Source organism: Candidatus Melainabacteria bacterium, assembly GCA_003963305.1.
In the GTDB taxonomy this organism is placed as follows: domain Bacteria; phylum Cyanobacteriota; class Vampirovibrionia; order Obscuribacterales; family Obscuribacteraceae; genus PALSA-1081.
The window spans coordinates 143,475-168,244 of the sequence record RXJR01000020.1 but is presented as its reverse complement, the minus strand read 5'-3'; the positions used below and the strand labels follow the sequence as shown (position 1 = coordinate 168,244).

At 49.2% G+C, this 24,770-nt stretch carries 17 protein-coding genes; 6 read left to right on the top strand and 11 right to left on the bottom strand.

Translation table 11 applies throughout. The features are described 5' to 3' along the window. The first annotated feature begins 101 nt into the window (after positions 1-101). Positions 102-851: a hypothetical protein gene (locus EKK48_19680; GenBank protein ID RTL39268.1), complete on the top strand. Its 750-nt coding sequence runs from the start codon at positions 102-104 to the stop codon at positions 849-851. Here EKK48_19680 and EKK48_19675 read toward each other — a convergent pair. Beyond that, complete coding sequence (locus EKK48_19675) at positions 831-4,475, bottom strand: CPBP family intramembrane metalloprotease (protein ID RTL39267.1); 3,645 nt, start codon at positions 4,473-4,475, stop codon at positions 831-833. The genes EKK48_19680 and EKK48_19675 overlap by 21 nt on opposite strands. A gap of 149 nt (positions 4,476-4,624) precedes the next feature. On the opposite strand from EKK48_19675, the gene EKK48_19670 reads away from it, so the two are divergent. After that, positions 4,625-4,825, top strand: a complete 201-nt coding sequence (locus EKK48_19670) for a hypothetical protein (GenBank protein ID RTL39266.1) — start codon at positions 4,625-4,627, stop codon at positions 4,823-4,825. On the opposite strand, the gene EKK48_19665 is transcribed toward EKK48_19670, so the two are convergent. Further along, positions 4,826-9,202: a tetratricopeptide repeat protein gene (locus EKK48_19665; GenBank protein RTL39265.1), complete on the bottom strand. Its 4,377-nt coding sequence runs from the start codon at positions 9,200-9,202 to the stop codon at positions 4,826-4,828. Between the two features lie 278 nt (positions 9,203-9,480). Here EKK48_19665 and EKK48_19660 point away from each other — a divergent pair, with 278 nt between their 5' ends. Then, positions 9,481-10,215, top strand: coding sequence for a hypothetical protein (locus EKK48_19660; protein ID RTL39264.1), 735 nt, complete (start codon positions 9,481-9,483; stop codon positions 10,213-10,215). Between the two features lie 2 nt (positions 10,216-10,217). Here the strand turns inward: EKK48_19660 and EKK48_19655 are convergent, their stop codons facing one another. Next, on the bottom strand, positions 10,218-12,206 hold the full coding sequence (locus EKK48_19655; protein ID RTL39263.1) for a hypothetical protein: 1,989 nt from the start codon (positions 12,204-12,206) through the stop codon (positions 10,218-10,220). A 291-nt stretch (positions 12,207-12,497) separates the two neighbouring features. Between EKK48_19655 and EKK48_19650 the strand changes: the two genes are divergently transcribed. Continuing rightward, on the top strand, positions 12,498-14,153 hold the full coding sequence (locus EKK48_19650; GenBank protein ID RTL39262.1) for a hypothetical protein: 1,656 nt from the start codon (positions 12,498-12,500) through the stop codon (positions 14,151-14,153). Between the two features lie 73 nt (positions 14,154-14,226). Here EKK48_19650 and EKK48_19645 read toward each other — a convergent pair whose 3' ends face one another. The 7 genes from EKK48_19645 to EKK48_19615 form a co-directional block, all read right to left on the bottom strand. After that, entirely contained in the window at positions 14,227-15,450 is a 1,224-nt protein-coding gene (locus tag EKK48_19645; GenBank protein ID RTL39261.1) for a cytochrome P450, read from the bottom strand. Positions 15,451-15,531: 81 nt separating this feature from the next. After that, positions 15,532-16,512: a hypothetical protein gene (locus tag EKK48_19640; GenBank protein RTL39260.1), complete on the bottom strand. Its 981-nt coding sequence runs from the start codon at positions 16,510-16,512 to the stop codon at positions 15,532-15,534. A 244-nt stretch (positions 16,513-16,756) separates the two neighbouring features. After that, a complete protein-coding gene (locus tag EKK48_19635; protein RTL39259.1) occupies positions 16,757-17,323 on the bottom strand; it encodes a hypothetical protein in 567 nt (188 codons plus the stop codon). 412 nt (positions 17,324-17,735) lie between these two features. Continuing rightward, positions 17,736-18,293 (bottom strand): divergent PAP2 family protein, encoded by a 558-nt coding sequence (locus EKK48_19630; GenBank protein ID RTL39258.1) that lies wholly within the window; start codon positions 18,291-18,293, stop codon positions 17,736-17,738. 19 nt (positions 18,294-18,312) lie between these two features. After that, positions 18,313-19,344, bottom strand: a complete 1,032-nt coding sequence (locus EKK48_19625) for a polyprenyl synthetase family protein (GenBank protein ID RTL39257.1) — start codon at positions 19,342-19,344, stop codon at positions 18,313-18,315. After that, the gene (locus EKK48_19620; protein RTL39256.1) at positions 19,272-19,820 is read right to left on the bottom strand and encodes a hypothetical protein; all 549 of its coding nucleotides are present in this window, start codon (positions 19,818-19,820) and stop codon (positions 19,272-19,274) included. The genes EKK48_19625 and EKK48_19620 overlap by 73 nt, the downstream gene beginning before the upstream one ends. 3 nt (positions 19,821-19,823) lie before the next feature. After that, the gene (locus tag EKK48_19615) at positions 19,824-21,086 is read right to left on the bottom strand and encodes an acyl-CoA dehydrogenase (GenBank protein RTL39255.1); all 1,263 of its coding nucleotides are present in this window, start codon (positions 21,084-21,086) and stop codon (positions 19,824-19,826) included. A gap of 23 nt (positions 21,087-21,109) precedes the next feature. On the opposite strand from EKK48_19615, the gene EKK48_19610 reads away from it, so the two are divergent. Both EKK48_19610 and EKK48_19605 read left to right on the top strand, forming a co-directional pair. Beyond that, positions 21,110-22,090 carry an LD-carboxypeptidase gene (locus tag EKK48_19610; GenBank protein RTL39254.1) on the top strand — a complete coding sequence of 327 codons (981 nt, stop codon included), beginning with the start codon at positions 21,110-21,112 and terminating at the stop codon, positions 22,088-22,090. A 2-nt stretch (positions 22,091-22,092) separates the two neighbouring features. Then, on the top strand, positions 22,093-23,046 hold the full coding sequence (locus tag EKK48_19605; GenBank protein RTL39253.1) for an LD-carboxypeptidase: 954 nt from the start codon (positions 22,093-22,095) through the stop codon (positions 23,044-23,046). A 108-nt stretch (positions 23,047-23,154) separates the two neighbouring features. Here the strand turns inward: EKK48_19605 and EKK48_19600 are convergent, their stop codons facing one another. Then, positions 23,155-24,768 (bottom strand): NAD(P)H-hydrate dehydratase, encoded by a 1,614-nt coding sequence (locus EKK48_19600; GenBank protein RTL39252.1) that lies wholly within the window; start codon positions 24,766-24,768, stop codon positions 23,155-23,157. Positions 24,769-24,770 lie beyond the last annotated feature (2 nt).

Here is a 24,770-nt window from a genome sequence, read left to right as displayed (position 1 = left end):
AGTATTTTTTGAAATGCGCGCTTTTCCCTTTGGCAGGCATATCATCATTAGTGTTAATGGCTTCCGCAGCCCCCCTGGCTGGTTCTTATCATGGCGTTGTTGTGAATTTCAAAACCAATGAAATTCACGTCCAGCCTTCAAGTTCAGTGCGCAGCAGAACGCCGGATAATCACTCTAGAATTTGGGATATTTTCGTTTACGATAGGAAAGTCGATCAAGTTATGAGCTTGAACGATAAATTTATGGAATGGCATTCGTATAAGTTGCTGGACCGGACAACTTTCGGGGATCTTGTGGCGCATCAACAATACAGTGTCAAATTTCCTACGCGATATCCGTGGATTGATTTTAATTGCATTCAGTTGCAAGCTGACGGCGAAAAACCTGCATTGGTAGCCAAAACTTCTCTGGCGAATCACAAGCTCGAGGCGATTTACGTCATCTATGTGTTTCGCTCCGGTGATCTTGTGCAAGTGGCTTACGATCCAAAGGGTTCATTGGGCCGCTGCGGTCTCATGCAGCAAGATGGAATTAATACAATCTTCTTTGGTTCGCAGGAAGTGAAAGCGAATTTTAGTAAATATGCAATTCCTGAGACAATGGCGCCTGCTGCAACTAGTGTCGTCGTGAATTCATTCATGCAAGCCGGACTCGATAAAGTGGACTTTTTGCCTCTGCCGGTAAAGGCTCAACTGGACCATGTGTTCTTAATTAAGCAGTATGATTCGGCGCGTTTATTCGACGTAAGCAACTTTGATTTGCATGGCAAGCAAATTTCCAATCAGATCTGTCAATTTGCATCTCGACCAGTTGATGCTCTTACAGCTAAATTATTCAAGACCGGACGCTAGCTCGTCTGGTTTTGTCTGTTCTTGTGCTGTATCTGTGGGGGCTGAGTGCTCAGCAATTGGCTGCTCCGGTGCTCGATCTGCCGAGTCAGGATGATTTGCAATTGGCTGTTCCGGTGCTCGATCTTCCGAGTTAGGATGGTTTGCATTTGGCTGTTCTTCTGCGGGACTCTCCACGATTGTACTATCTGTAGGCAATTGTTCTGGTGTGGGCTTATTATTTCGGAATTCTAGAATCAGGCAAAGTATCAACCACAGGAAGGGAGCAATCAGCAAGCCGTAGAGCGTCATCAAATCTACAGGGTGAATGAATGCCGCGTTTTTCTGCAGATAGTAAATGTCTTTTCCAATCGTCAGGAAAAATGCAGTGAAAAAGCAAGCAAGTAGATTCCCGTTTCCGAGAATTTTTAGCACCACATACAGTGAAAGAGCCAGGCCGAGGTTGGCTGCGATATTGCAAATCGATCTTTGAGGGTCGTTGCTGCTCAGATTGGCTACGCAGATAACCATGGCAATGCACACTGGTACAACCAGCGGCGATCCTGCGCGTCGCTGTTCCGAATCTTGTGCTGGTATTGGATTTCTGCAAAAATCCGACCACCGCAAGATGGCTGCACCGGCTAACACAAACAACAATCCGTATTTGAGAGCATCCAGGAGCGAGGTCATGGTCAGACTTGTTTGTTCGAGCAATGGAATATGGTGCAGTTTTGTAATCAAGACCGAGTGCGAGACTTGATTGACGACGAATTCATTTGTGCTCATTAGTCCACCGCATACTATTGCTGCCGTGAAACCGATTAAGATTGCGTCTGACCAGATACGGTAGTTGGATATTTGTGGTTTGGCGCTCTTTAATAATTCACGCAATCGATTGCTTACAAATAGACCCGGGTAGCTCGAACTTACAATTGCTGCCAAAACAGCAGCTACAGAAACATCGAGAGCCGTTCTTGTTAAACCGCCAAATGCCACACTTAGCAGGTGAGTGTCCATTGGTTCGGTGGGGTTGTACGACCAGAGCGCGGCTCTACCCATGTAATTAGCTTGTTCAAGCAGTGAAAGGGTGGCGGCAATTATCACCGCACTCGATACCAGATATCTGTTAGGGGGTTGTCTTTTGCAAATGCAAAATATCCAGTAAGCAAGGTTGGGAATGACAACAAGCCCAGTCACCAATTTCGCCACTAGAATCCACACATCGTTTGCGGTAGCGTAGCTGCGCTTTTTCTTGGTATGGTCGTCAGGCATGGCCCAGTATCGTTTTACGTCCGATATCTGGTTGCCGATTAATTTGAAGGAAATTTGGAAACGCGCTTGCCCGATATCCGCATTGGAATTTTGGGCGGTGAATATATAGTCGATTCGGTTCGGATGCTCTAATTTGAGTGTATCGAATATTTTGTATTGACCGATGTCAGACTTTTCCAGGCTTTGGAAGTAATTGTTGGCGATTTCTGTTGCCTGGCTCTGTTCTAGTTTTGCTCCGGGTGTCATTTCATCGACAGAAATGGTGGCACTGACTGGCGTGCCGTCAGGACCGATTTTCAAGTAGAGCACTTTGGAATCAGCTGGTTTGAATAGTCGAACGTTCCATACCAGTCTTGGTTCGATCAAATGCTCTAGCTGTTGGGCTCGTTCGAAACTTATGTGTTGAGCGAGGTACTGGATCTGTTCGGGATCTGTATCGTCCGACAGCCATGCGACTGAAAGGCTCCCGGTGACGGGAAAGCCGCGCCTGGCAAAATAGTCTCTGGCAATCGAAATTGCTTGTTCGTGATTTACCCGCAACATCGGGTCGTCGCCTAATCGCGTCTTGGGCAGCATCATGGACGTGCCTGCGATGAGAGCAAATACCACAGCCCATAGAATTTGTTTTTTTTCAATTGGTCTGTAGGGCGGCCACATCTCTTGTTTAGATGTTACTTGAGCATTTGCAATCAAATTTGCAGTTATATGTTCGTTGCTGACCTCTTCGTCCGGCACGCTTCCGCGCCTTAGAATGAGGAGCAGCGCGAGGAGCGGAATAATAACAACGGGAGTCAATGCAAAAAATGCCTGGGTCCAATCGATCAAATCATGTGAGCCGAACAAGGTTTGTATGGTCAAGTATGAATCGAATGCGTAGTGTCCCAGAAGCAGACAGAGCACACCGTAGCGTCGCAGCATCCAGCCGTAGAATATTCCCAGTAACCCAAGCTCGATACCGCGCGCATAGGGCGGTTCCACGGCATAGGTGGAGTGTGCGAAAGCCCAGATCGTGGCTTGCAGAATATTGGCAATCCAAAATGATTTTGTTGTGCGTTGAATGATTACCAGTATGAATATTCTGAAACCGAGTTCTTCCAGCGTTGATGCTTGCGTGCCGATCGAAATCGCATGCCAGGCCGGCAGAAAATCGTCAATAATGCCGCGATCGTGAACTGCCAGTGGGAACCACAGCCCATAATGCTTTCCTACGAGGAAGAAAATGACCTGATATCCTGTGGTGATACCAAAAACAGCAAGTCCAAGGATGGCAGATTTTGCAACCGCAATCGAGCGGAAAACTTTTGTTGTTTGAGTGAAAAACAGTTCAAAGGCTGGCTGAGCCGGAAAAGCCTTTCGATAAACTGTCTCGACGGCTCCAACAAAAATGGTGCAAATTAGACCGGCAAGTAATGCTGCTGATAAACCATTTAAAAAGTGCTTGGCGAGGAATGTTTCCATCGACCAATTCGAGGTACCGGCAACTATGGTGGCGGCATCATGCAGATTGCTTATAAAGGCTACCGATGCTGCAACCAGTCCGCCAATGACGGCGAACTTCATTCTCAACTGTCCTTTTGTCCATCTTCGCAGGAAGATTACCGGCAGCCAGAGTGCAAACAGAAACATGAAAATGAAGGAGATGTTAGCCAGGGCTCGGTTCTGCGCTCGCAACCATTTAAATTTTTGCTGAAATGTGTCAGGCACATGCAAGTAATAAGTGAATTTGGATAAGCGGTCGCCTGAAACGACAGCGTTGAGCTGCAGATGACCACCGTGAAGATCTCTTTTGCTGTTCTCCCACGTGAAGGTATGATCGATGCGCCGTGGCAGTCTGGATTGCTCATCGCTGATCAGCTTCCAGTCTGATAAATCTACTTGCATTTCTCTGGCGGCATATCCGGCGACAATTTGTTTCGCCTCATCATGGCTGATAGACTTCGCCGGTCTGTCTTTGTTTAAGTCGCGCTCGAACGAATGCAGACCTCCGTTCACGCCGATCCAGACTTGCACCTCGTCGTTTTTGCCGTCAAGGAGGTGTACTTTCCAATGCCAAATTGGCACCTCTTTGCGCATCAGCTCATTCGCTGCGGAAAGCGGATACTCATATTCCAGGAAGGTCGCTGCTTCGTTGTCCGAGCTGAAATAGCTCGAGCTGATGATCTTATTCGGTACACTGAAGCCGGTTGTTTCCGCGTACGCTTGAGCAAGCGCGACCGCTTCTTTCTTTGTTACTTTCAGGTCCAACGAAGCGGCCGGAAATGCATCATCTCGACGGCAGACCGAGAACACCAGAAGCGCCAGACCAAGAACAGTCAAAAAGATGACGTCTTTTGAAAAGATGCTTTTGATCGGAGAGTTCGGTCTGTTTGTTTGCATGAATAGATGAGTCGGCAACGCTTAGATGATATGCCCGGTGAACGGCGTACACAGACGATTTATGAACCGGACACTTTGGGTATATTGACTGCGGTAACCATCCATGTAGCCGATTTGTCATTTAAGTTATATCCTCTATCGAGGTCTATATGCGCTGTTGTGGTTTTGGCGGTTCCGGTATGCTCGGTGCTTTTGCCGACCGAATGGGGGCGCTCGATTCCGGCTCTGGATTCATCGTCGTATTTCTCATCGTTCTGGTAGTCACTGCCGCCTGGGGTGACGTGTCGCGAGCGCTCCACTTAAAACCGGAGCCGGTTGTTCAGGCTGCTCCACCCGAAGAAAGATTGTGATCAGTTGAAGCCGTCGCCCGCAAGAACCCAACCTGCCCAATATCGCGGTTCAGACCATTCAGGAATAGCTTGAATTTCCTTTTGAGCCATTCGCAACGCTTCTGTTTTGGATATGCTTTTATCGCTCCACAGGTGTGAGTAAAACTTCTTCATCAGCTCCCTGGAAGACTCATCATCGATGCTCCAGAGAGACATGAGCATGCATCGGGCTCCAGCCGATATGATGGCAGATCGCAGCCCGATCACTCCCTGTCCGTCCAAACCGCGCCCCAGTCCCGTCTGGCATGCCGATAGCGTGACGAGCTGGCATTTGGATAGGTCTAGAGCGGCAATTTCTTCTGCTGTCAAAATCGCGTCAGCTTTGTCTGCGTCTTTTGTATGTGGATAGGCGAGGAAGATTCCGCAATCCAGAAGAGGATCTCTTGAAACGCCTGTCAACGGCGCGCCACCGCGAGTGGTGAGATCTGCGAGAACAAAATTTTCATTTGAGTTCGTTCCCTTTGACGACTCGGTTCGCACGAAGCCGTGGGTGGCGATGTGCGCGACGGTGGCTTTCACCAGCTCATTTGTGACATCTTCTTTGGTTGCAGACTCCTGAGTGCACGCTTTCACTGACATGTCATATTTTTGAGCAATTTCTTGCAATGCTTGGACTTCCTCAAGAGCTCCAGGCAGCGCTGGTAAGTCGGATTTGTCGAAATCACTTAGACCGGCCAGCAACAAGCTTGTCTGTTTTGAATTGGATGTACTGTTTGCGGGATCGTTCTCCAGATTCGCGAATTTGGTATTTTTGTTCTGACGCAGCAATACCAATTCGCGAGCACTGTCTATCTCGCAAATTTGGCTGGGCATCTTTTCAAAGTTGCCGATGAGCGAAAGCGAATTCCACGGCACGCGAGAAAAATCACCTTCAGGGCAAATCCAGTACTTCCTTTTGTCGCTGTCCTTACCGATTTGCTCGATTATTGGTGCCAGTATGCTCACAAGTTTTTCTGTCTGCGCGGAGTAGTTTTGTCTGCTCACTGGCGATGATGTCGGATCGTTGTCGAACTTTAGATCGCGTTTGTTTGATGGGGCAGCTGCGGCTGCTCCGTTTGTCGTCGCGGTTCTCCATTCTTGAATGGCTGCAGCTATCTGTTTTGCCCCGCCGAGGTCGATGTAATCGACCTTTCCGCTTTCAGATTTTTGGCAGACAACTGCGGCGTATCTGTCCTCATTTTGACCAAACGGTCGGAATCTGACGATGTCGATGAACACTTCATCTGGTTGAAGTAAGTCGCAGAATTTTGCGGCCGTCATATTTGACATAGGATCAGTTATAGCGTTTGCTGTAAGCGCCAGGAGCTCTCGTTCCAGTTTTTCTTTTTTTGTTGCCGCTTCGTTGAGCAGCGCTTCCGTAGGAATGTCGGATTCGTTCCGGGTTTTGTTGTAAGAGAGCGCCTCCAGTCTGCGCCGGGCTTTATAGAGTTCGGAGAGTACGATTTTGATTTGAGGATTGTCGTTTGAACTGCGTGTGATGAGTTCTCGTTGCCTCAATGATTCAAGCAGAAGACCTTTCCATTTCATCATGTAACCGTATGCTTCTTTAATGGAGGTCGGATTGCTGCAAACTGTTAATAGTGAACTTTCTTGCTTATTGATGTTTTTGATGAAAGCGCATTGTTGCGCGAAAGATAGATTTGGAAATGCCGAATAGATATATTTGTCGATGCAGGCTGCTGCATCAAGTGCATAACGGTCTGCCAATTTTGATTCGCCAAAATTTTGTTCAAAGGACGTTACGGCATTTTTTGAACTTTCCTTCGATACCATATACGAAACCAGAGCTAATCCGTTTAAATTTCTGGCTTTGCTGAGGACGTCTGTGTTGCTCGAATCCCTCTCTTCTACTCTTAGAGCTGAGGCAAACCGTACTTGAGCTTGTCTATACTTGTCGGACAAATTGCTGCGTAGAAGGCACTGACCAAGGCAACTGGAGGCGATCGCTCCTGGCTTTAAGTCAGCGTTACCAAGTTTTTCTCGATAGATTTCGATCACATCCATGAATTGATCGGCTGCTTGATCGACCTGATTTAGCGCCAGCAATGATTCTCCGACCAGCAGTAATCCTTGTGCGTGTCTTTCTGAATCTTGCGTAGATTGTTGCGCCGCTTTGGTAGCATATTCCAGGGCCTGACTGGGGTCACCGAGGGCGAGCGAACATTCCGAAAGGGTTTGATAGCAATCAGATAATCGAGGTGAGTTTTCGCCGAACAGTGCTTGTCCAATTGAGAGTGCGGTTTCGCTGCAAGTTTTGGCTGAAGTGAATTCAGCCAGTTGAAACAAAAGATGAGCGCGAGAATTCAGTACATCAAACTGAAGTGACTTATCATCGGCGCACTCTGCCAGGGCTTCGTCAATCAGTTGCTGTGCTGCTGCGTAATCAGAGAAAAGTTGCCAGCAATAGGCGACTTGCAGTCTGATTTTGACACGGTCCTTTTGAACAGGTAGAGATTTGATCACGGCTCCAGCCCATCGCAGTGCCTTTATAGCACTGTCGGTTCTGTTGTGACTGGCCAATACACAAGTTAAGCCTATTAATGATTGTGCCAGTGCTGGGGTATTGAAAATGCCCTTACCTATCGTATCGTTGCCCGCTTTGCCTTCAAAGTAAGGTGTTAGAAGGGGAAAGCATTTGGTTGCAACTATCGATCCGTCTCCTCCGAGATTTTGGAAGTGCATTGAAAATTTTACTAGAGTCTGTGCGCTCTCCATTGCTTCAGCCTGGCTCTGTTGTTCGCTAAACATCTTGCTGAAGTCATTATTCATTACCGTCATGGTTGAGTCTTTCTGCGAAACTAGCTCTTCTCCCAGCCGCATGAACGGATTGGTTTTGCTGTAAGTATTGAGGTCTTCGTGCGCGAGCGATAGCAGCACTTTCTCCGCGCTTCTGTAATCGTCCAGGGCAAGATACACGTTGGCGAGAGTTACCTTGTTCAAGAAAACATTGTATTTCTGATTCGTTTTACTGTAGATTTCTATGCATTGTTCGTAGAAGGGGATTGCCTCTCTGAATTTGTTTTGCAACGCCTTCAGGCGTGCCATGTTGCGCAGAGATGCTGCATAATCTGTTTCGTCTAGTGTTGTTTGTGCTCGCTTTATTGCAAGTGATCTGTTGAGTAATTCTTCCGCTTCCGCATACTTCCCTTCGGCGCGCAAACAACGCGATAAATTGTGCAATGCAATGCCAATTTCGATGTGGTTAGGTGGATAATGTTTTTCCGTCAATTCAAGCGTTTCGCGCAATAGTGATTCGGCTTCGCTGTATTTTTGCAGTTCGTGCAAATTCAGTGCCAGCTCTTCGATTGCGTTTATAAGAGTGCGTGGGGAAACGCCTTTTTGATTTCGATAGTGAGTCAAAGCGTTGCGTAAAAATGGTTCTGCTTCTAGATTTTTGTCTTGATCTGTGTAGTTTTTCCCTAGATCTTCGAGAATTTCCGCTGTGTCGTTTGATTTATGAAGAGCCCTAATATCGAGTGCCTTTTCCAGTGCTTTGATGGCTTTGGTGTGGTCGCCCTGTTGTTGTGCACAGTAGGCGAGTTCGATTAGCTCGTCGGCTACTTCTGGGCTGTTTTCGCCTTTCTGTCTGGAAATTTTCAGTGCGCGTTCAAGTAAAGCGTCTGCTTCAGCAAAGCGCTTCTCCGACACGAGATAGCTCGAATAAGCATTCAGTCCGGTGATCAACTGATTGCTGTTCTTTCCATACTTTTCTTCCTGGATGGATAATGCGTCGTGAAACAAATGATCTGTTTCTTGTTTTCTTGAGTCATCGTCTTCAAGCAATATCGCCAACTGCAATAAGAATTCGGATTCGGTTGCGGAGCGTGGTCCGGAGTTGTGGCGTATGTTTTTTATGGCTCGACGGCAAACCGAGATCGCCTCATCCTTTTTGTCTGAACTAAATAGTAGCCACGACAGGTTTTGTAGCACCTGACCTGTTTCTGCACTGTCCTCGCCGAGTTTTGCCTGCCTGATCTTCAAGCTATGTTTCAGGCTGATTTCCGCTTCGCTAGTGTTTCCCATCTGTTTATATGCTTTACCAAGCCATCCCAGGCACTTCGCTTCGTTAACACCCTCAGGAGCAGTGGCGTGCGCCAGTGCTCTTGCGGAACCGAACAATTTTGCCGCTTGGGTGAAGTTTCCGGCGTCGAACGCGTCTTGCCCCTGCTCCAGCACCTGCTGCCAGGCAGGGATTTTGGGAGTTCTTGATCCCTTTGTAGCGTGAGATGAATTTGATGAAGCACTCGCTATACTCGCCTGGCTAATACCGACCGTTGGCGATATGAAAAGGAGAGTTGCTAATAAGCTAAAGAGTTTCCGGTTTCGGGGTGCATGCATTCCACTGACCGTGTTTGCTCAACTTGCTCAGAGGATATCATGCACTCATGTATTCGGCTTATTTATTTGGGACGGTTGGGGAGCCTTTATGCTGCTTCCAGGCGTGTCAGGCTGACTTTAGCTTGCCTGGATTAATCGGGGCGGGCGACCTTCCATTAGTTGCCTCTGGTGCGTTATTTTGCCGGCAATCGGCTATGATCAGGAAAGTGGTCCGTGGCGTCCGTGATCTGGTAATGCATAGAGTTGGGCAGATCTCCCTGATTCCGGATTAGAACGAGTTGTTTAGAAGATTTATCACCAATTGCATCGCACCCTTGATACTGCTTTGTGTCGCCTGTGCCGCTCCGTCTGCGCTTGGAGCGGACGCAACATTGCTGATTCAAGACAGTCGAATCACAGGACCACAGAACGTCTACATTACGCCTAAAGCTTTGCGCATCGACAATCAGAAAACTGGTACCACACTGGTTTGCAAGGCGCCCAAGTGGGAACTCGATATCTACAACAAGCGCAATCGTACCAGCTACCATTGCGCAGCTGAAGCTTTCAAAGCATCGTTCTTCAATACTCTGACTAAGTTGTATCGTGAGGCGCTGACACCGGTTAAGTGGAAGAAAACGGGCGTTGAAACTCGGCAAGGTCTGGAAATTCTCAAGTTCGGCGTTCGTCTGGATATGAAACATTCGCATCTTGATTTGATGCGCGGTGATGTGCGTAGTGCTGAATACTATGTCTGTCCAGGTCTCAAGTTGCCTGATAAAGCGTGCAACGTCCTTGCCACTCTCTATTCAATGCCGTTATTCGGCGACGTCCCTATAAGTTGTACTTTCTACGGAGACCGCGGTGAGACTCTCTATGCGCTGTCCACGAAAGATGTGAAGAAGATTTCCGTTGTCGATCCATTTTTCGACCTGCCGAAATTTACTGCAGCTAAGTCTGAGCGAGAGGTATTTATCGACCCTAAGGCTCAGGAAGCAATGGAGGAAATGTTCGGTGAGCCTCCGTCGCCGTGAACTCAGGATGTTTGGAACCAGTTCTTTCGAATCGCTTTGACGATGACACTGACGCGATCAGAGATGACGTATGCTTCCGCTTCGTGATATCCGGTGCGCCAGATTTGCGTAAGCCGTTTGTGTAAAACTGCTGATTCTTCCCTTAAGATTTGCACCAGCAGTGCGCGCAGTTTGGTAATGACCGGCGCCACTGCGTCGATTGCCTCAGACATATAGATTTCGCGCGCCAGTGTGATGATGTCCAGTTTCTTGCCGTTACGCACTAAATATGGTGCGCCGTTAAGTTGATAATGATTATTGACGATGCGATATAAATCTTGCGCGCAGCTATTCATTTCAGCGACCAGAACAGCCGGCACCTGACCACGTTGGAAGAGCGAATCCAGACCATGTTGACTGCGCAGACAATTGAGCAACTCTACGTCATAATTGCCGCCCGAAAGAGCATCGATTGACTCATTGATTTGATCGAGTCGTCCTTGCACCATGCGCCCTTGATTAGCATTGATCTTGGCCTGATGTGCTGCCCCGTAGAGTCGCATTGCTCGTACTTTTTCAGCTGGTGTGAGTGGCTTGTCGTTACGGAGCCTCAAAACTGCCAGCAAAAACATGCTATCGGGCGCGTAGCCTATTCCGGCGGCATAACGCTCATAAAGTTGCTCGAGTTGCTGCGAATGTTGACCAAACTTGAGTCCGATTTCGTCTGCAATCATGCGTATTACGAGAACGTCTTGCTCCATGTGTCCGATTTCGTGGAGCAAGGCAGACATAACATCTTCTGAGAGCGGTTTGTCTTCCATTAGCACTTGCCGCTTCACTTGCACTTTGCCGCTGCCTATCAGGTAGGCTGCGTTCACGTCTTCTTCCGTAGATTCCAGGCGCGCCACGGGCAGGTTCAGCAGTGTGCTGATCTTACTGGCTACGGGCTGCAGGCTGTTAATGCGGCGTTCGGTAATGCGGACGAGTTCTCTGTCCAACTCCTCAGCTATCGCCATGAGTTGCTCGTAGCGAGTCGTATCGTTGTATGGGTCTGTTTCGGCAAGTTCTGCGTAGTGAGCTTTATAACGCTCATAAAAATGTTCGACTGGTTCGCCCCACTGGAATGACGAGCTGATCTGGCACAGGTGAAAGAGCAAGTTCAAGTCGAGCATGCGGAAATACTCGAGACCTGGTGGGACTAATCCTGCCTCACTGCGCCATGTATTAACCAGGCTGACGGTTGCGGCATGGGCGACTCTGTCATCGTCATCTCGGGAGGCATAAATCAGAAAACGCTCTTGTTCGGCTGGCGTGAAATTTGGCAGCATCGACATGGCGTGCAGTTTAATCGTGCCAGGAATCACGTTTGGCTCGTGAATGTAGCGCATGCCGAGCGGGTCGGGATCACCGTACATTTGTCCGAGAACCTTGACCTGTTCGGTTCTGTCCGACAGGCACTGCCACAGCTCGGGAAAGTGGTTCAGGGCGACAAAGCTGCCATCACCGTATTTCTGGAGCCAGCCCAGTATGTCGAGGATGGAAAAGAGGTTGGCGTGCCCGCTGCTCACCAGCCTGGCGAGTTCTCCATTTTTGAGCCGGGTGACGAAGATACGTTTGCCGTTTTCGTGGTGGGTGTTGTTGAAGAGGGCAATCATCGCCAGAACAGCGGCGTGCGAATGGCTTCTGGCAAGGTGCTCGAGGGCTGTCAGCTGGTCTGTTTCCGATCTGCCAAGCACACTGACCGCACAGCCCGCAATGTCTTGCTCTGTGGTCGTTTCAGCGATTTGCACGATTTCGTTAAAGCGTCCCTCCCTGGCCAGCATGTTCAGGTGCACACGTTGGGACTGGAGCGCCAGGTTCTTGCGTTGTTCTTCGGTGGGGGCTGCCGCTTTGGGCGCTGGAGAGGCCCCCAAAAATCCTTTCAGTTTGTTGCCGATGGCTGACATGATGAGCTGCCCGGCACTGATGCCACCGGGGTTAGCCAGCATTGGATCGGTTGGATTAACTACCACAGAGAGTTCGCCAGAGATTAAACCACTTGAGAAATATATCTGAGGCGGCTGAGCTCGCCAAGGGTGTAAATACGTATCTTAAAAAGCTGTTTCCAGAGCGGAATTTTCGGTTCTGTTTGCACCGTATATAGTGTCATTCTGATGTCATGCGGAACGTCGTTTCATAACATGATTTCATGGCAGTTTTGCAGAGATTTTTTTGAGTGGCTTGGTCAGCTCTACGATAGTGTGGCCAAGAGGAAAGAATGAATCTTTTGATTGTTGCTAAACTACCTATTGGGCACCAATTGGATGGACGTAGGAACTCGACTCCGTGAGATCGATATGATCAACTCAAGAATAATCAATAAATTTGTATTTGCCAGCCTGCTGATGTTTTCGAGCATCGCACCCTCGCATGCAGCGGTTAAATTGAACCCGCTGTTCACCGAACATATGGTGATTCAGCGAGGCATCAACACTCCTGTGTGGGGAACCGCGGACCCCGGTGAGAAGGTCAGCGTTACACTTGGCAAAAACAGAGTTGATGGTGTGGCAGGACCGGATGGCAAATGGTTAGTCCAAATTCCAGAGCTATTCGCTTCCACGAAACCTGAAGTCTTGATCGTCAAAGGCACTAATGAATTGCGTGTTGGCGATGTTCTGGTCGGCGATGTCTGGTTAGGCTCCGGTCAGTCGAATATGAATTGGCATCTTCGGGATTCGTCTGATGCTAAGCGAGTGCAGGCTGCTGCCGAGACTGGCAAGTACAAAAACATTCGCCTGTTTCAGGTCGCTGCCCGTGCCGCCGATCAGCCATTGTCGACGGTAAGCAACCCCTGGACACTCGCATCAGGCGATAATCTCAACAGGTTCAGTGCAGTTCTGTTTTACGCAGGCGAAGAATTGCAGAATGTTTATCCTGATGTGCCGATTGGATTGATCAATTCTTCCGTAGGCGGAACTAATGCTTACAGTTGGGTTCCGAACAATGTTTTCCAGAATGATCCGGCGCTGGCTTATGCACGGGAGTGGTATCAAAAGGAATTAGATGCGTATCCGAAGCACAAAGCTGAATACGAAGCGAATCTAGCAAAGTATAAGGCTGATGTTGCAGCGCTGGGATCGCAGAAACAGCCTGATTCCATGCGCGTTCCCGATGAGCCGATGAGTGCTACGCATTTGAAGAGACCTTGCGGATTGTACAATGCGATGATTGCACCGCTCGAACCATATGCAATTCGAGGAGTGTTCTGGTATCAGGGCGAGTCAGACACGCCGCACTGGCTGGCCAAAGAATACTATGGAACGATGAAGGCTCTTGTAGATGGATGGCGCAGCGACTGGGCTAAAGCTGACAAGACATCAACACTGACGTCATTTGATTTTCCATTTTATTTTGTGCAACTGGCTAACTACATGGCTGATTCGAATGCGGACTATCCGCAGATTCGCGAGGCTCAGCTGCGTCTATCTCGAGATCTTCTCAACTCAGGAATAGCAGTCACTATCGATAAGGGCGAGCCCACCGATATTCACCCTCGTGATAAAACGACTGTTGGAAAGCGATTGGCAAGAGTGGCGCTGGCCCGCGCTTATGAAAAGCAGGGAATCCCATATTTCGGACCGATCTATAAGTCCATGCGAGTCGACGGCAGCACCGTCAAATGCTTCTTTGACCCGGGCAACTACGACAAGTTGAAGATTCCCAAAGATAACGCCAATTTGAACAACTTCACCATATGTGATGACAGTTTGAATTTTGTTCCTGCTGATTCTGCAACTATCGACGGTAAATACGTCAACGTCACCAGTGCGAAAGTGAAAAATCCAATCGCGGTGCGATATGCATGGGAGAACAATCCGAAAAATCCGATTAACTTCTATAGCACTTCTGACGTGCCTGCCTCACCATTTCGAACCGACAACTTTCCGCTCGATCCGGTTAAGCCGGTCGATAATAAATGATCGGTGCAGCCGTCAGAACTGAGGTGCAGCCGTGTTAGAAACTAAGGTGTTGCCGGGTCGGAAACGTCTGCTGTCAGAAACTGACTAATAGTTCTTTGGGCCCACGCAATGCGAATGGGAATTTGAATTCGACATTTGTCGATTTCATTTTCAAATTCGGAAAGCGTTTTAGCAACGTTGTTATTGCAATCTGTCCCTCGACTTCGGCAAGCGATGATCCGAGACAATGATGGATGCCCGTTCCGAATGCGAGGTGCCGATTATCAGCGCGAGTAATATCGAGCTTGTCCGCGTTTTGATAGTGATCGGGGTCGCGATTTGCCGAGCCCAAAAGCAGTAAAAGAGTATCTCCCGTTTTGATTTTTTGCCCGTGCAATTCCAACTCTTGCGCAGCCATTCTGCGGACGGTTTGCACAGGGCTCTCATAACGGAGAAATTCATTCACTGCTGTTACGCACAGCTCCGGCTGTGCCTTCAACAATTCCATCTGATCTGGATGATTGAGAAGTGCCAGAACGGAGTTGCCAATCAGATTGACTGTGGTTTCATGTCCGGCGACGAGCATGAGCACACAATTTCCGAGCAATTCATCCAGTGTCAACTTATCGCCCTGCTCTTCGGCGGCAACAAGCGCAGAAATCAAATCGTTTTGCGCATGTTTGCGACGCTCTTCAACCAGTGGTCGCAGATAATCTTCAAATTCTTGCACGGCGCTGTTTGCTCGCGTGATTCGACCTACATCGAAACCCGGCTCAAGCCCGTCGGTCAGCCGTTTCGAAAAACCTTTGATGATTTGTCTATCTTCAGGCGGAACGCCAAGCATTTCTGCAATTACGGTTACAGGTAACGGAAACGCGAAATCTTGAACAATATCCATTTCGCCTTTTTGCGCGACGTCATCGAGCAATCTATTGGCGATGTCTTCAATGTGGCCACGCATGGAATTGACCATGGTTGGCGTAAAGGCACGGTTTACGAGTGAACGCAGGCGCGTGTGGTCTGGTGGATTTTGATTGAGCATCCAGGTGGAGCGCGACTTGATTGCTTCTTTGACAGGCGGAAGCATCTTCACGACTGGATTGAGCATGTTTGAATTTTGTAAGCCCTTTTCGTAGTGCAAGTCACGCAGGATGTTCTGTATGTCTGCGTATTTGCTAACCAGCCAATACTTGCCTTTATCGCTCCAGAAGACAGGAGCTTCGTTCCGAAATCTTTCAAAAGTCGGGTACGGATTATTTATGAATTCCTGGCTGGCGTGCAGAACTGGATCTTCTAGAGTCGCGCTCGATTTGGCCATAAGAAAAACAAGCCCCTCGTGGAGTGGAGTACACGTAACGAAACGAAGGATCTATTTTACCGACCGTAATCGGCTGCGTCATTAAGCTGCGGACAAATGTTTTTCGCGTAATTGCTCGAGTGGCAAGTCCTCACCAGGCTGGCGCAGATGCGGGAAAATCTTCTTCCGATTTCTGTAGACGTAAATTGCAGCCAGCGGAGTGCCGATTGTAATTGCTACAACGCTGATAATAATTGCTACTAGCACCCAGTGCAGCATTGTGTGCAGTTCTGCCAGCTGACCGTGGACCTGGCTCATTGGCTTGGTTACGTCTCTAAGTGGTTCCATCAACTCGTGCAGTGGTGTTTGAAGGGCTTTGATTGGAATGATGAGATGCTTTACCTGCTGTGTCATTCCGCTAATGTCCTGGCGTACCTCATCAACGCGGTTGCCGACTTTATCCAGCCCGGCATTGATGTGATCGACGTTGCCCCCCATCGCCACAAGCTGCTTTTGCATTCGCTCCATCTGGTGGTCTACGTTCGTCATCTTGCGATCGAGCGCTATCATGCTCGGGTGCAGTGCAGCGATCGGACCCTCTAGCTGCATCATCGATTGTTGAATCTGAACAGAGCTTTTGCCGAGTCTGATAACAGGACGCAATAGCTTTTTGATGGGGTGAAAACCTTTGATCGGCGGGTCTTCGGCTGGAGGCTGCAAGTCTGACGCCTGAATATTGACGCCGGGTATTTTGTTGACGGCTTTAGCCGTCTGCTTGTTCATTTTGTCTGTGTGAGCGCTGACCTTCCTAACCGGCACGCCCCGGTTGTTCTTTGGCGATGTGGCCGTACCACCCAGGTCTTTAGTTGCCTGGGTCGCTCTGATTGGCTTCTCGTTTGTTGAGTGTGTATCTTTGGTCTGCGTAGCTTTTCTTGTCTGTGTATCTATTTTTGTCTGTGTCTCTCTTGGTTTCCTTTTGGTGCCTATAGGCGAGTTTTCCTGGCCCAGTGCCGAAGAATACAAACTCAGCGTCCCTGCTATAAGCAGGACGGGCAGCAGCGACTTGGTTCCAATCGATGACATCAGTGATCCTTCCTGGTAATCCTTCATGAGAGTGCGACCGTCTCGATGACGGATGCGAGGCGTAACGGTTCCATCTGAGTTACGGCTTGCTAAGGATTGCAGTTTGCCTGTTGAGAAAGTAGCCCTGATGAGAAGGTATCCCTGATGTGAAGGTTGATCCGTCACTAAAAGCGGTGGCAAGAATCAAAAATCAAAAGCCCTCGCATTTCTGCAAGGGCTCTTAAAGGAGGAACTAGGTTTCAGACTAGTTGCTGGTGTTCCAGTCAGTAGTTGTTGAAACTGTAGGTTGTATGTAAGCAACTTCAGTAACTTGTTCGGCTACTGGAGGAGCAAACGATTGTTGGGGAGCTGCAACTGGCTGCGGCTGTGCTGCTTGAGCGGCGATAGCTGCAGTGATGCTTTCTTCGATCACGCCACCTTTTTCGCGGAGCAAATATTCTATATAGTCACCGCGGCTCATGCGAGACGCTGCAACTTGCTCGTCCAAAAGACGGTGTGCCATGGGTGTTACGCAGACAGCGGTGGTCGTTCCACGGTTTTTGCCGAAGAAGAACGATTTAGCGCCGCCCTTTGGACCGGTTTGCTTAGCAGATGCTGGCAATCTCAGTGGAGGCATGCCGGCGCGCTCACGAATGAGCATTTCGACATAGTCGCCATTGGATACGCCTGCGCTTGCAGCTTGCTCTTTGAGCAACTGGCGGCCGAGCGCGGTCAAATTGAACGAAACCGAACCAGACTCTTTGCCAGGAAAACGCGAACGTCGTGGCGAAGTAGTCTTCACGGAAGTGTTTGTTTGAACCGTTGTATTCATTCAGTTTGCGGCAGCAGAACAAAGCTTTTTTCGATTAGCTTATTTGTCAATCTCTGCCTTTCCTCCTTTTCTAAAGATCGGAACCCGACTGGTATCGCAAGTGATATCTTGCTTGTTTTTAAACGATAGCTTTCGCTACCCTCCAACGCACATCCATTGACTAATAGCTTAGATCAATGGTTCCCCTTGAAAAGTGACATGTTCCTAACGTTTGTTCCGTTATTCAAATTGAAAGATTTTGTTTTCTTTCAATCAAAACTCTCGATCACTAACTTTGTCAGTAGTCTTCGGGAGTGAACCTGGCAACCCTTTCCAAGACCTTGATTATATAGCAAAGTTACAAGAAAGCGCGGAAGTCATGTATTACACTCTTTTCACATAATCAGGGTTTTGCGGTGCGTGACATCGCTTGTCAAACTTGCGCAAAATGACTCACGGCCCACATGTTGAACAACCATGCGATCACAGATCCCAGTATCGCTCCGACGAAAACTTCCTTCGGTGTATGCCCTAGGAATTCTTTAATACGCTCAGAAGATAGACGCGGGTGGTCCGAAAACAATTCCGTCATCATCTCGTTCATGACCTTGGCTTGCAGCCCAACATGCCGTCTGACGCCGGCTGCGTCGTACATGACAATCATTGCAAGGCACAATGCAATAGCAAACGAAACTGAGTTGAATCCTTCAATCAGCCCGACCGAAACTGCCATTCCCATAGTGCAGCAGCTGTGGCTCGACGGCATTCCACCTGTCTTGGCGAGCATTCTCAGGTCGAGCTTTCCGGTCCTGATTAGCTTGGTCACAATTTTGACTGCTTGAGCGAGTGTGCTGCAAAGAACAGTTACGCAGATAACTTGCCAGCCACGCGTTTGACTGGGAGGAAGGGGTGCTGACGCAGCCGTGACCGCTGTGGTCGCATCGGCGAAAGTAGTGGCGAGTGAAATTAGTGATGACCAATCATGCTGCATTTGCTAAGTTGAAAACCCCTTAATTTACTCGATGTATTGCGTACTTGAGAAGCTCGGTAAGTGCAGGTGCAGAGCCGCTCTCGATATTGTTGCTTCTGAGAATTTCCAGACCTTCGCTTTCCAACTCTTGCAGGCGCTGCTTCGATCCTTCAATTCCGAACAGTCTCACCCATGTCGCCTTCTGCGTGGCTTCGTCTTTACCTGGTGTCTTTCCAAGTGTGCTGGCATCACCGGTTACATCTAATAGATCATCGGTAATTTGAAATGCCAGTCCGAGTATCTCGCCGAATCGTTTCAGATCTATGAGTTGTCTCTCATTTGCGCCGGCAAGACGCGCTCCGGACCAAATTGAAAATGTGATTAGCGCACCTGTTTTGCGGCGATGGATGGACGACAAAATCTTTTCGTCAACAAACTCTTTATTTGTATGTCCTTGCTCAAAAGCGCCTGTGAAGTTCATGTCTTCAACTTGTCCGCCCACCATGCCGTGAGCGCCGGTTGCGATCGATAGTTCTTTGACTACAGAAAGCAGAATGTTCCGGTCAACTTTTGCTGGAGTTTCCTCTATAAGGATTTCGTTGGCCAGCATTAGCAATGCGTCACCTGCCAGCAATGCCATCGCTTCGCCAAAAACTTTGTGATTGGTGGGCTTACCTCGTCTCAAATCATCGTTGTCCATAGACGGTAAATCGTCATGGATAAGACTCATGGCGTGCACCATTTCAATTGCGCACGCGCACGGCAATACGAGATCGGCTACATCTTCGTTGGGCAGAATTGCTTCAGCTGCGGCTAAACATAAGAGCGCTCTAAGCCTTTTGCCGCCCGACAGAACCGAATAGCGCATCGATTCCCAGAGCTTTTCCGGTTCGTTTGCACTCATATATTGTTCAAGTCGCTTCTCGATCAAAACTCGTCGATCAGAGGCATACGCTTTGAAGCTGAAGGTAGAATTCGAAGCTATTTGTCCCATGTAAATCACTGTTGTTTCGATCGCTGCTTGATGATTGCCATTGCGTTTTGCGCAATTTTCCAACCGAACATTCCCCATCGAAGAACGTTTTTCTCTTTTTGTATAAACATCATGACGAGCGGGCTGACCATTTTGAGCAGCTCGTTAACATGACCGTAGCCTTCCGCATCAACATCACGACGCACTTTGTGTCGCAGTCGCACTAGTTCTTCGCGCAAAGTATTCAAATCAATGAATGCCTGATCTCGTGCAAAATAGGCTATTTCTTCTGCTTGTGTCAGGAGGCTCATGATTTTGTTGTGTCCAATCACGATAACCAGACAAACTGCCGAGATCGCGAACATGACTTCAATCAAAACGACTTTCCCTGCGAAAAGCGGTTCTACGAATATGATCAAAGCGATGATGGCCAGCACGTTCACTATCGCTGCAGCGATAAGCCCCTTAATCGCTGTCTCTGCAGCCTGACGTTTGCTGCTGAATTCCTGCGCCAGATCAAGCGGCATGGGAACAGCCGGTTCAGCAATCACCTGGTTTAAATCAGACTGAGTCATAACCTACTTGAGCAGTGAGCGTGCAATCAACATTCGTTGAATCTGGTTTGTTCCTTCGTAAATTTGTCCGGCTTTAGCATCTCTGAAAATGCGTTCCAACAACTTCTCTGGATCCATTCCAGCTAAGCCTGCAATTGATATCGCTTCAGTTGAAACTCGCATGGCAGCGTCAGTCGCACGAATTTTCGCCATCGCTGCAACTGTCACGTCAGGATCGCCCTGGTCAATTCGCGCAGCGGCCTGATAAGTCAAAACGCGACCAGCCTCAACTTCGCCTGCCAGCTCACCGATCAGATGATAAAGTGCTTGTCGCTCGCTTTCGGGTTTGGCTTTGACTGCTGCGATTGCCCCTTCAAGAGCCCCTTGCGCCCATCCTGTCGATTGAGCCGCGATTGTGACGCGACCTTTTCCAAGGCTCGACAGCGCTACTTTTCTCCCGGCACCATGCGGTCCAAGAAGATTTGCCTTCGGCACTTTGCAGTCGTTGAAAACGATTTCGCATGTTGCGTATCCACGCATGCCCAGCATGTCGAACTTTTGACCGATCTGAAAGCCGGGGAAATTTCTCTCAACGATGAAAGAAGTGATGCCCGCATCGTCGACATCAGTCAAGCGTGCCATCACAATGTAATAATCGGCTGAACCGCCACTGGTTATGAACGTCTTGGTCCCGTTGAGGATGTACTCGTTACCGACCAGCTTGGCCGATGTCTCTATGGCTGCAGTGTCCGAACCTGCTGCAGGCTCAGTCAGACCGAAAGCCGCCAGGTACTTGCCTTGCGATGAAGGAACCAGATATTTCTGCTTTTGTTCCTCTGTGCCGAACCTGAAGACTGGCTCCTGGCAGAGCACATGCACGCCAAGCGAACTCATAATGGGAACGCAGCGCCTGCCGAATTCTTCATTGACCAGGCAGAAACTCACATAATCACCGCCGGAGCCGCCGTAAGTGGTTGGGAACGGCAGACTGCCCAGTCCCTCTTTGCAGGCTGCTTCGAACAGGTCGCGCCTGAAAGTGTTTTCCGTGTCTGACTTGATTACGTCGCTGAGCGGCACTGCATCGGCGAATGCGCGTGCTTTGTCAAGCCACTTCCGCTGCTCAGCCGTATAGAGTGAGAATTCGTTCTTTCGCGTCTGGGGCGATGTTTCCGTCTTGAGCATCGATAAATCCACGCTGTCGGTGAGTACGTCAAGCTGCTTGGCTGCGTAGGCTTTGCACGCATAACTATACCAAGGACAGTGGCTACTTATGGGCAAAATCGGCATAATTCATGGGCTACAATTAACACATGCCTATGCTTAAGAAACCCCAGAGACTGCGTGAAGGCGACACTGTCGGCATTATCGCTCCGTCGAGCCCAGCCTTCGAGCAAGGTCATGTTGAGTACAGTTTCAGCCGTTTGAAGAAACTTGGACTCAAATACAAACTCGGAAAGCACGTTTTTGCGCGTTATGGTGACCTGGCTGGTCGAGATGAGGCTCGCGTCGAAGATTTGCACACCATCTGGGCAGATCCCGAGGTCAAGATGGTGATGCCGCTCCGTGGCGGTACGGGCTCGGTGCGCTTGCTGCCGAAGATCGACTTTGAGCTGTTGGCAAGAAATCCCAAAATTTTGGTCGGTTTCAGCGATATAACAGGTCTGTTGGTTCCCATTCATCAACAGACCGGTCTGGTTACTTTTCACGGACCTACCTTAGGGAATTTTTTCGAAGCTGATTACACATACAGGCATTTCAAAGAGGCTGTGATGGGTGATCAAGCACTTGGAGCAATCGAAGACCCGCCGGAACCTGAGTTCAAGCCGAAATATCCGCCACCACGCATGGTGTTACGAGCCGGTCGCGCTACTGGTCAAATTATCGGTGGTTCGTTGACTTTGATTAAACAGATGCTTGGAACGCCGTTCGAAATCGAAACAACCGGCAAGATATTTTTTATCGAAGACGTTGGCGAGGAGCCACATAGTATCGAGAGGATGCTGGTGCAACTGAAGTTGGCCAATAAATTTCAGGGAGCAGCAGGCATTATTGTCGGCGAGAGTGTGGAATGCAAGCCTGGTGAAAGTGGTAGAAAAGTATCGCCTCTGAACGACAGTCTTGAATCGGTTTTGCGTGAGCAGTTGGGCGATCTCGATGTGCCTGTTGTCTATGGTTTGAGACTGGGACATGGAGTAGAAAAATTTACAATGCCACTAGGAGTAATGGCTACGCTTGATGCCACAGACAGGGAGAATGTTCGCTTTAGTATTGACGAAGTTGCAACAAGTTGAAGATGACGAATAAAACATCATTGAAAGCAAATGCCCTGAAACCAGGCGATCGAGTCGGGTTGGTCGCACCCGGCGGGCGACCTTATCGACCATCTGTTGTTTCACGTGCAGCGCGCCTGATCGAAGATATGGGATTCAGTCCAGTCATCGGCGAACATGTTTTGGAAGTAAAAGGGCACACCGCAGGTAGTGTCGCGGATAGGACCAGTGACTTCAATGGATTTCTAAATGACGATTCCGTGTCCGCCATCTTTTGTATTAGTGGTGGCTTTGGAGCACTGTCCCTGCTGCCTTTTCTGGAATATGCCGCCATCGAGCGCCAGCCAAAAATTATTGTCGGTGGCGGTGAGAACACCACCATTTTGATGGGCGTTCAGAAGAGAACCGGATTGATAACCTTTCACGGACCGAATCTCGAAGACATAAAAAGCGAGTCTACTTTTCTCCGTCTGAAATCTACACTGACAGCATCATCTGCTTTGACTACACTTTTCGCTGGCACTGGTAATGGTGCGGCTTGGTCTGACAGTCACAGTCATGTTGCTGTTGAGGGCATTGGCCAGGGACCGCTTCTCGGTGGAAATTTGACGGGATTGGCGTCGCTTTTCGGTACGGAATTCGAACCCGATCTTACTGACGCAGTATTGTTTTTGACTGACCACGACGAACGCAACGATATTTTGGACCGATGGTTTACCACTCTATATGTATCAGGACAACTCGAGAAAGTAAAAGCGGTTGCGCTCGGTTATTTCGATAACTGCGGCAATAAAGGTTCGTTCAACATTTTGTCTGTCGAAGATTTGTTCTCGGAGAGGTTGGTTGAATTGAATCTGCCGAGCATTTTCGATTTTCCGATTGCAGGCGGGGCGTGCCCGACCATTCCGATCGGCTTGACTGTGGCTCTCGACACGCGTCGCAAGACGCTGGAGTTTCTGCAACCGGCGCTGCTTTGATGTCTTAACACCCAACGCGCTTTCAAGTATCACTATCATTCTCTCTGGAATTTATCGGTAAGTGTTCAGGTTCGGTCATCGGACTGCGACCTCACTGGCGTATTGCCATTATTCAGCTGCGATGATACCAGTCAATTGTTGTTCCAGTTCGCTGGCATCGCCTTTTTCGATATTGCTAATGGCAAATGGAATGGCACTCATTATATCGCCCGCGATCAGTCCGGTTTCGCCAATTTCTGCGGCGGCGTAATCTCCGGCGGCACCATGCAGGTAAACGCCGACTGCCGCAGCGTCGGTCGGTTTCAGTCCCTGCGCAAGCAGTCCGCCAATAATGCCCGAAAGTACGTCTCCTGCTCCGGCCGTAGCCATTCCCGCATTGCCCGTAGGGTTGACAAATAGCTCGCCATCCGGGCTGGCTACTATCGAGTGAGCACCTTTGAGAACTACCACGCAACCGAACTTAGCCGCAGCATCGGAAGCGGCTTTAACGCGGTCTTCTTGAATCTCTTGCACGCTGCAATCCATCAATCGAGACAATTCTTTTGGATGCGGAGTAAGCACGATGTGTTCAGCCGAGGCAGGTATAACCGATGTGTCTTTAGCGATAGCGTTGAGTGCGTCGGCGTCGATAATGCATGGTTTGTCGTTTTCAGCGAGACAGTCTTTAACGAAGGTATGAACGAACGAGACTGTTTCATCGTGTGTTGATAGACCCGGACCCAGAATGATTGCTGTTACTCGCTCAACAAGCTTTTCGACATTCTTGATGGCGCTTGTTCCAATTGAATAATCAGTTGTTTCTGGAATGGCATGATAGATGACTTCACCTGGTGGCAGATTTAGTACCAGCGTTTTTGGTGTCGCCAGTAGTGACAATCCCGCCCCTGTTCGGAGTGCACTCTGGCTTGCCAGCAAAGTGGCGCCGCTCATGCCGAGACTGCCGGCAATGGTCAGGACAGAACCGAATGTGCCCTTGTTGGAATCGGTGGGACGTGGAGGCAGCAAGCCCCGCACGTAGTCCGAAGTGATCAGCGTGATGATCGGTTGCTCGTCTTCGTCGGCATCCGGTAGGCCTATGTCGATTACGCTGAGGTCGCCTGCTAAATTGGCGCCGGGATGGCACAAGAGACCAGGTTTTAGATATCCGAATGTGACGGTGTGATCAGCTCGAACCGCTGAACCCATCACCTTTCCGGTATCGGAATTGACTCCGGAGGGCATGTCGACCGCAAGTACTGATTTGCCGCTGCGATTGATAGCGTCGACTGCAGTGCGGAAAGCACCTTCTAAATCGCGGTCTAATCCTGTACCAAACAATGCATCTACAATCAGAGTTACTTCAGACAAGGCATGCAGAGGAGATTCATTGGAGACTGTTACATCCACACCAAGATTTTCCAAAATGGTGCGATTTGTTTTCGATTCGACAGTCGACATCTCGATTTTCGGTGAGCTGTCTTTGCTGACCAGCCACACGCTGACTGGAAGCCCCCACATATGAAGGTAGCGAGCGATGACCATGCCGTCGCCACCATTGTTACCGCGTCCACATATGACGATTACGTTTCCCGGGTCGTTCTCCCACATCTTCAGAGCGATTTTTGCGGCGCCTCGACCGGCAACTTCCATCAAAACTTGAGACCAGTTGCTTCCGCATTGTTCGATCCAGTCAGCTTCTAACCTGCGAATCTGGCTGGTGGTCAATATTCTTGTCGATCGCATTT

Coding starts and splice junctions, on each gene's coding strand:
- EKK48_19670 (RTL39266.1), top strand. CDS start 4,625: ATGCGCTGTTGTGGTTTTGGCGGTTCCGGTATGCTCGGTGCTTTTGCC.
- EKK48_19605 (RTL39253.1), top strand. CDS start 22,093: ATGACGAATAAAACATCATTGAAAGCAAATGCCCTGAAACCAGGCGAT.
- EKK48_19620 (RTL39256.1), bottom strand. CDS start 19,820: ATGACTCAGTCTGATTTAAACCAGGTGATTGCTGAACCGGCTGTTCCC.
- EKK48_19630 (RTL39258.1), bottom strand. CDS start 18,293: ATGCAGCATGATTGGTCATCACTAATTTCACTCGCCACTACTTTCGCC.
- EKK48_19640 (RTL39260.1), bottom strand. CDS start 16,512: ATGTCATCGATTGGAACCAAGTCGCTGCTGCCCGTCCTGCTTATAGCA.
- EKK48_19645 (RTL39261.1), bottom strand. CDS start 15,450: ATGGCCAAATCGAGCGCGACTCTAGAAGATCCAGTTCTGCACGCCAGC.
- EKK48_19615 (RTL39255.1), bottom strand. CDS start 21,086: ATGCCGATTTTGCCCATAAGTAGCCACTGTCCTTGGTATAGTTATGCG.
- EKK48_19625 (RTL39257.1), bottom strand. CDS start 19,344: ATGGGGAATGTTCGGTTGGAAAATTGCGCAAAACGCAATGGCAATCAT.
- EKK48_19650 (RTL39262.1), top strand. CDS start 12,498: ATGGACGTAGGAACTCGACTCCGTGAGATCGATATGATCAACTCAAGA.
- EKK48_19665 (RTL39265.1), bottom strand. CDS start 9,202: ATGCATGCACCCCGAAACCGGAAACTCTTTAGCTTATTAGCAACTCTC.
- EKK48_19675 (RTL39267.1), bottom strand. CDS start 4,475: ATGCAAACAAACAGACCGAACTCTCCGATCAAAAGCATCTTTTCAAAA.
- EKK48_19610 (RTL39254.1), top strand. CDS start 21,110: ATGCCTATGCTTAAGAAACCCCAGAGACTGCGTGAAGGCGACACTGTC.
- EKK48_19600 (RTL39252.1), bottom strand. CDS start 24,768: ATGCGATCGACAAGAATATTGACCACCAGCCAGATTCGCAGGTTAGAA.
- EKK48_19635 (RTL39259.1), bottom strand. CDS start 17,323: ATGAATACAACGGTTCAAACAAACACTTCCGTGAAGACTACTTCGCCA.